General features: G+C 63.5%; 5 protein-coding genes and 3 pseudogenes. 3 read left to right on the top strand and 5 right to left on the bottom strand.

Annotated features, from left to right (window positions below):
- From V5F48_RS21265 to V5F48_RS21245, 5 genes and pseudogenes are all read right to left on the bottom strand, one after another.
- Positions 1–1,206: TraB/TrbI/VirB10 family type IV secretion system protein (locus V5F48_RS21265; protein WP_394260236.1), on the bottom strand; the 1,206-nt coding region annotated here is incomplete at its 3' end.
- Positions 1,203–2,252 (bottom strand): P-type conjugative transfer protein TrbG, encoded by a 1,050-nt coding sequence (gene trbG, locus V5F48_RS21260; protein WP_394071845.1) that lies wholly within the window; start codon positions 2,250–2,252, stop codon positions 1,203–1,205. The genes trbG and V5F48_RS21265, both read right to left, overlap by 4 nt.
- Positions 2,249–2,938: a conjugal transfer protein TrbF gene (gene trbF / locus V5F48_RS21255; protein WP_394071844.1), complete on the bottom strand. Its 690-nt coding sequence runs from the start codon at positions 2,936–2,938 to the stop codon at positions 2,249–2,251. Before trbF ends, trbG begins: the two co-directional genes overlap by 4 nt.
- Positions 2,938–3,291 (bottom strand): annotated as a pseudogene (locus tag V5F48_RS21250) (P-type conjugative transfer protein TrbL); the annotation flags it as partial. The pseudogene V5F48_RS21250 and the gene trbF, both read right to left, overlap by 1 nt.
- Before the next feature lie 404 nt (positions 3,292–3,695).
- Positions 3,696–4,019 (bottom strand): annotated as a pseudogene (locus V5F48_RS21245) (site-specific integrase); the annotation flags it as partial.
- A gap of 208 nt (positions 4,020–4,227) precedes the next feature.
- Here V5F48_RS21245 and V5F48_RS21240 point away from each other — a divergent pair.
- The 3 genes and pseudogenes from V5F48_RS21240 to V5F48_RS21230 form a co-directional block, all read left to right on the top strand.
- Positions 4,228–5,178: pseudogene (locus tag V5F48_RS21240) on the top strand (class I SAM-dependent methyltransferase); the annotation flags it as partial.
- Positions 5,175–5,936 (top strand): lysophospholipid acyltransferase family protein, encoded by a 762-nt coding sequence (locus tag V5F48_RS21235; RefSeq protein WP_394071843.1) that lies wholly within the window; start codon positions 5,175–5,177, stop codon positions 5,934–5,936. The pseudogene V5F48_RS21240 and the gene V5F48_RS21235, both read left to right, overlap by 4 nt.
- A gap of 49 nt (positions 5,937–5,985) precedes the next feature.
- On the top strand, positions 5,986–6,537 hold the full coding sequence (locus V5F48_RS21230; RefSeq protein WP_394071842.1) for a cation transporting ATPase C-terminal domain-containing protein: 552 nt from the start codon (positions 5,986–5,988) through the stop codon (positions 6,535–6,537).

The raw sequence follows: 6,537 nt of genomic DNA, 5'->3' as shown, positions 1-6,537 counted from the left end.
TCGCGTGACGATGACGCGGACGGGGAATCCCGGACGGACAGTCAGCGTCGGCGCGACGTTCAACTGGCGACGGACGATCTGCTGGCCAGCATCGTTAATCGTGCCTTGCCCGCCGTTGCGGATTGCCTGAATCAGGCGGTCGTCATCGTTTGTGGCGAGCTCGGCCCCGATGCTCAGCAGCGTGGAGAGACCCGCTGCTTTGGCCAGATCCCACCAGTGATAGTCGACGCCGTCCTGCAAGCCGGCATAGCCCTCCGCGTCGGCGCCTGGCTGGCGCTCTAACACGATCGACCGCCCGTTCGGGAAGATCAGTCGGTTCCAGACCAGCAGCACACGGCTTTGGCCGAACTGAACATTGTTGTCGTATTGGCCGATGATGCGTGTGCCCTGCGGCACGAGCAGGATGCGGCCGGTTGGGCTGTCGTAGATGTTCTCGGTCACCTGGGCGGTGATCTGGCCAGGAAGATCGGAGCGGATGCCGGTGATCAGTGCCGCCGAGATCACCGCGCCGGCCTGCAGTATGTTCGGCGATGCCGGCGCCGCGACGCGATCCGGGGAGACCGTCCGCCGATCGGCGGCGGCGTTGAGGAAGGCGAGCTGGCGGTCCTGCGCGGTCGGTGTGGCCGGCTGCGGTGCAAGGCCAAGGCTCGTCAAGTCGGGCAGAGGCAGTTGGGGGTGGGCGGATGGCGTTCCGCCTGGTGATGCCGCCGCCGTGGACGTCGTTCTCGTCTCGGTCGAAGCGAACAGCCGCGCCGTCCGTGCCGCCTCCAGTTCCTGAAGCCGGCGCTGTTCCTCAGCGCTGAGGCCCGGATTGGACGCCGCCATGCCAGGAACCGGGACGGGCTGGCCCCGGTTCTGCGCGTCGAGCATCGGGCGGCCGAGATCGCCGGGCAGTGGTGGCCCGAGCACCGGCCCCGTATAATCACGCGGCAGGCCGGCAAGCCCATCGGCGGTGGTGCGGTTGTCTGTCGAATACAGCTCCTCGTTCGGACGGCCGCCGTCCCGGGTCTGGAGCGCGTAGATCAGCGCGCCGCCGATGCCGACGCTGGCGACGAGACCCAGGCCAGCCAGCACCTTCCTCGACAATCGCGTGACACGGGGCGTTTCGGCGCGCAGCCGCATCGGCGGTGCCGGCTCGCCGGTCAGGGGCTGCTCGACGTTGTCCGGCTCAGGCCCTTCCTCTTTCCGGGAATCGATGTCGCTCACGAAGCCGGCCTCCCGTCGGTGCGGGTGATGCGCACGCGCTTTTGGCGATCGCCCGCGCCGAAGCGCAGCTCGGCGGCGGCGAACAGGCGATCGACGATCATGTGGTTCCCGCGGACCCGGTAGTTCACCAGCTCGGAGGTGTTGCCTTCCGGCCCGACGACGAAGAGCGGCGGCATCTCGCCCTGACCAATGCCGCGTGGAAACTCGATAAAGACCTGGCGGCCGTCGTCGAAGGCACGGAGCGGACGCCACGGCGCACGGTCACCGTCAATCTCGTAGCGGAAATTGACACGGGACAGATCGATGCCGGTGGCGACCGGCTGGGCAGCCTGCGCTTCGACGTTCTGACGACGGAGCGCGATAAGCTGATCATGCGGATATTGCCAGGAGACCGAAGCCATATAAGTGCGTTCGGTCGAGCGCAGCTCCATGTGGTAGGTGCGCAGGTTGGTGTTGATGACCAGGTTGGTCATCAGCTCGGCGCGGGTTGGTTTCACCAGGATGTGGATTTGTCGCGTCGCGCCGGATCCGCTCTCGGTGTCGCCGATGATCCAGCGCACGGTGTCGCCGGCGGCGACGGGTCCCGAGCCAACGAGCTGCTCGCCGGGCTGGAGGGCGATGTCGGTGATCTGCCCGACGGCGGTGTAGACCTGATAGAGCGCGCCCTGTGTGAAGGGATAGACCTGCATTGAGTTGATGAAGCCGTTGCGAACGGGCTGCACACGGGCGGCGGCATTGGCCTGGTTGACGCGAGCGGCCGGATCGGTCGCCTCCGGCGCGCTTCGTGTCGTCTCGACCGGCTTCATCTGGCCGGGGAGCGGCAGCGGCCGGGGGAGTTCGACCACGGTGACCGGCGCCGGGGGATCGACGGTTTGGACGGCGGGTGCTGCGTCATCATAGCTGATCTCCGGCGGCTTCTGCGTGGTGGCGCAGCCGGCGAGCGCACTCGTCGCGAGGAGAAGGAGCGGCAGCGCGGCTTTGCGCAAAACCTGCGATGCGGATGTGTGTGAAGCCGGGTTTCCGGCTTTACGGAAAGACGACTTCATTGTCCCAGCTCCCGTGACCAGTTGATGGCGTTGACGTAGATTCCGAGCGGGTTGGCGCGGAGTTTTTCGGCGGTGCGCGGCGGCTGCACGACGATGGTGAGGATGGCGGTCCAGCGTGATGTCTCGGCGAGAGCGCCGTCCTGATAGCGGCGCTCGACCCAGGCGACGCGGAAGCTCGTGGGGGATGCGCGGATGACGGAAGAAACGTCGACCGAAATCTGCTGCTTGCCGACCTTGGTGAAGGGGTCGTTGGCCCGGGCGTAGTCGTTGAGCGCCATCGCGCCGGCCGAGGTCGTGAACTCATACGCGCGCAGCCAGTTCTGCCGCACGATGATGGCGTCTGCCGGGATCGAGCGGACTTGCTCGATGAAACGCGCGAGATGCCAGGCCATCTGCGGATCGGTCGGCTGATAGTCGGCGGTCGCGGGTGCGACGGCCTGCGCCTGCCCGAGGCGATCGACCTGCACTACCCATGGCACGATCGTTCCGCGCGCCGACTGCCAGACAAGCGCTGTGGCGAAGCCGGCAGACAGGATCAGCGAGCCAAACGCCATCAACCGCCAGTTCTTCGCCTGCACACGGGCGGAGCCGATGCGTTCGTCCCAGACCTGGCCGGCGCGCTGGTAGGGCGTCTCGGGTTCGGGTGATTTGCCATAGTGGGTTGCTGGTCGTTTGAAGAGGCTCATCAGCGGTCGCTTTCGGAAAGGTTGATGGAAGAGCCGCCGCCATGGCTGTCACCTGAGCGGACGGCATGCGCGGCGGCCTGGACGCCATGCGTGATGTTCTGAGAGCGCTTCATGCGCTTGGCCCAATCGGGCGGTCCCTGACGGGAAGAGGTGCTCTGACCGGTGGAGGCGTGGTTGGCGGCCTCCGTCTCGCCGCCGACCGTGCCTGCGGTCGAGGAGCCGCCCGTTGCCTCGAAGGCGGACTTGGCGCCGGCGGAGAAGCTCGACGTCATGCTGTCGGCCGCACGCGACGCGGCGCGCTTCAGTGGAGACCCTGCATCAGATCGGTAACTGCGAGAGCAATCTTGGCAACCACAAAATTGCCGCGGAACTCTATATCGAGGCCGCCAGGATCTTTGATTTCGTTGGGATGGAAGAATATCTGAGCAACGCTCTCGGCGAGCTGGGATACTCGCTACTCGAGGTCGACCATCCGGAGCTTCTCGATAAGCTGGATGAGGGCCTCGTTGATCACGGGCTGGTGGATTTAGCCAACGACACAAAACGCGCCTTCGACCCGGCGCGCCCGCTTAACCACCAGCAGTGCGTTGGGGCCATCCGAAAGCTATTCGGAATCGTCATCCTGCTCAGCCTGAGGGGACATGGCAACAAGCTGGCGGACTTCTGCGCCGAGCTGGCAAATGCGACCGTCGTGGCGATCACTGATCAGGTCGGTGCCGAGACACGCGACCGGGAGGAACTCTTCCCGATCATGATGGTCGGCTACGGTGCCGGGGCGTGTGTCGCCGGCGATCTTGATGCTGCGACCCTTCTGGATCATGTCGGCGAAATCGCGGGTGAAAACTTCGCGCGCCTTGCTGAGCGACATCGACGGATACGAGCCGAGCTTCTTCTTGAGGCGCTTCTGATCTCGCCACTGCTGCGCCATCCAGTCCGCTGTGACGCGAGTGGGCATCGGCTTCATGACTAGGACAAGACGGCCCGTGCCGTGCCCCTCGCCATCAACCAGGCTTAGCTGTTTGCCGGTCTGCTCCACCTGTTTCAGAGCGCGGCGTATTTCTCCATCGGTAAGGCTTGGCACGGGGGCTCTCCCATCGGCTCTCAAGTGGGGTCGCCAGGGGCGTAGTAGGGGTCGGCGACTGGGGTCAAAAGGGCGATTGATCCCCTCAAAACCGACCCCAATATGCCATAGCGTCCGGACGCGCGACAAGCCAGAAAATTCAAGTGATGCAATGGGAAGAAGCGTGATTGAGAGTGATCGAAATAGGTTGAGTGGGATGGTTGTGAACAATCCCATCCCAGTCGCACGCGCGAACGTCGCGCACCACTACGACCTGTCGGACGCGCTCTACGAGCAATTTCTAGACGCAGACCGTCAGTATTCCTGTGCGTACTACAACTCAAGTGACGACACACTGGAGCGCGCACAAGAACAAAAGAAGCGTCACCTGGCGGCTAAGTTGCTACTGAGCTCAGGGCAGCGGGTTCTCGACATCGGATCTGGATGGGGTGGGCTCGGTCTCTATCTCGCCCAGGTTGCCGCCGTTGACGTTACAGGCCTGACACTGTCGACCGAGCAACACGCATACTCCGAACGACGCGCTGCCGAGACGGACCTGGGGGACCGGGTGAGATTCTTGCTAAAGGACTATCGCCAAGAAGAAGGTCGGTATGACCGCATCGTCTCGGTCGGCATGTTTGAGCATGTCGGGGTGGGACATTACCGCGAATACTTCAAGAAGGTCAGGAATCTCCTCACGGACGACGGGGTGGCAATGATCCATACGATTGGTCGCGCCGACGGCCCCGGCGCGACCAACGCCTGGATCAACAAGTACATCTTTCCGGGTGGGTACGTCCCGGCGCTGTCGGAGATTCTGCCCGCCATCGAGTGGGCCGGACTGTACGTGACCGATATCGAGATACTGCGGCTACATTATGCAGAAACGCTGAAGGCGTGGCGGCAACGGTTCATCGCAAACCGTGGGCGCGTCGCGGAAATCTACGACCAGCGGTTCTGCCGGATGTGGGAATTCTACCTGGCCAGTTGCGAAGCAGCCTTTCGCCACGGCGGCCTCATCAATTTCCAGATTCAGGTGAGCAAGCGTGTCAATGCCGCACCGCTGACCCGCGATTACATCCAGAGCTGGGAGCAGCTGCACAAGATTGATGCGGCGGATGTCGATGCGCCCCCTCAATCAGTTTCCCGTCCGGCGTATAGCGGAGGCCTTGCACGGTGACCCTCGTTCGCTCCCTCCTATTCGACCTGGCGTTCTATTCTTGGACAACTCTTCTTTCTGTCCTTGCCTTACCAGCGCTTTTCATCTCGCAACGCGCGGCTGCGCGGGTATCCGAACTGTGGGCGACCGTTTCCCTGTCGCTACTGCGGTCAATCGTCGGACTGACCTACGAGGTGCGCGGCAGACATAATCTGCCCGAAGGCCCGGTTATCGTTGCGCTCAAGCACCAGTCCGCCTGGGAGACCATTGCGCTGTGGGTCTTGCTTAAGAATCCGGCGATCGTGCTGAAGCAGAGCTTGGCGAGGATACCGGTATTTGGCTGGTATATGAAACGCGGCGAGGCGATCATCATCGATCGCGAGGCAGGCCCGAAAGCACTAAGACCGATGGTCGCGGCAGCTCGCTCTGCGATAGCAGACGGTCGCTCGATCGCGATCTTCCCGGAGGGGACGCGCACGCCGGTGGCAGCTCGCCAAGCCTATCATCCCGGGGTCGCCGCGCTTTACATGCAGCTTGGTCTTCCGGTCGTGCCGGTAGCGCTCAGTTCTGGTCTATTCTGGCGCCGGCGCTCCTTCCTAAAACGATCCGGCACGGTCCTCGTTGAGTTTCTGCCACCAATCCAGCCTGGACTTGATCGGCGGCATTTCATGACGGAACTTGAGCGTCGCATTGAGGCCGCGACAGCTATGCTCATCGTCGAAGGCAAGCAAGCGGAGAATATCTCCGGGGCTGTTCCCGCCACCTACGAAGAATATTGACGGAAGCTCATTCACGGTTGAACCGGACAGCATGTAATTGCATTTACCGTTGCTGACCGGCCTGTCCATCATCTTCTCGCCGATCCACATCGCCTTTCTCGAGATGATCATCGATCCCGTTTGTTCGTTGGTCTTCGAGGCGGAAAAGGAGGAGAAGGACATCATGAGCCGACGGCCGCGCGCGGTGACGAGCCATCTGTTCACGTCGGGGCTCGTGCTCTGGAGCCTGCTGCAGGGCGTTCTCGCCTTCGCGGCGGTTGCCGTACTCTATCTGCTTGCGCTGCGGCGCGGCATGCCCGCGGAGGATGTGCGTGCGCTCACCTTCGTGTCGCTCGTCCTGGCCAATCTGGGACTGGTGCTGGGCAACCGCTCCTTCGACAGCTCGGTGCGCGGGGCGCTGCGGTGGGACAATCACGCGCTGTGGCGGGTAAGCGCCGTGGCCGGCGTCCTACTGGGCACTGCCCTGGCGTGGGCGCGCGATCTTTTTCGCTTCGGGCCTCTGCACGCCGATGATCTCGCCGTCGCGTTCGGCATCGCCGTAGGTCTGGTTGTCGTTCTGGAGATCCTGAAGGGATTCTGGCGCGGATGGTTGACGGCCTGA

Source organism: Xanthobacter autotrophicus ATCC 700552 (assembly GCF_043194565.1).
GTDB classification, from domain to species: Bacteria; Pseudomonadota; Alphaproteobacteria; order Rhizobiales; family Xanthobacteraceae; genus Xanthobacter; species Xanthobacter autotrophicus_F.
The sequence above is the reverse complement of the archived record's forward strand: the minus strand, read 5'-3'. Positions and strand labels throughout refer to the sequence as shown.

Coding starts and splice junctions, on each gene's coding strand:
- trbG (WP_394071845.1), bottom strand. CDS start 2,252: ATGAAGTCGTCTTTCCGTAAAGCCGGAAACCCGGCTTCACACACATCC.
- trbF (WP_394071844.1), bottom strand. CDS start 2,938: ATGAGCCTCTTCAAACGACCAGCAACCCACTATGGCAAATCACCCGAA.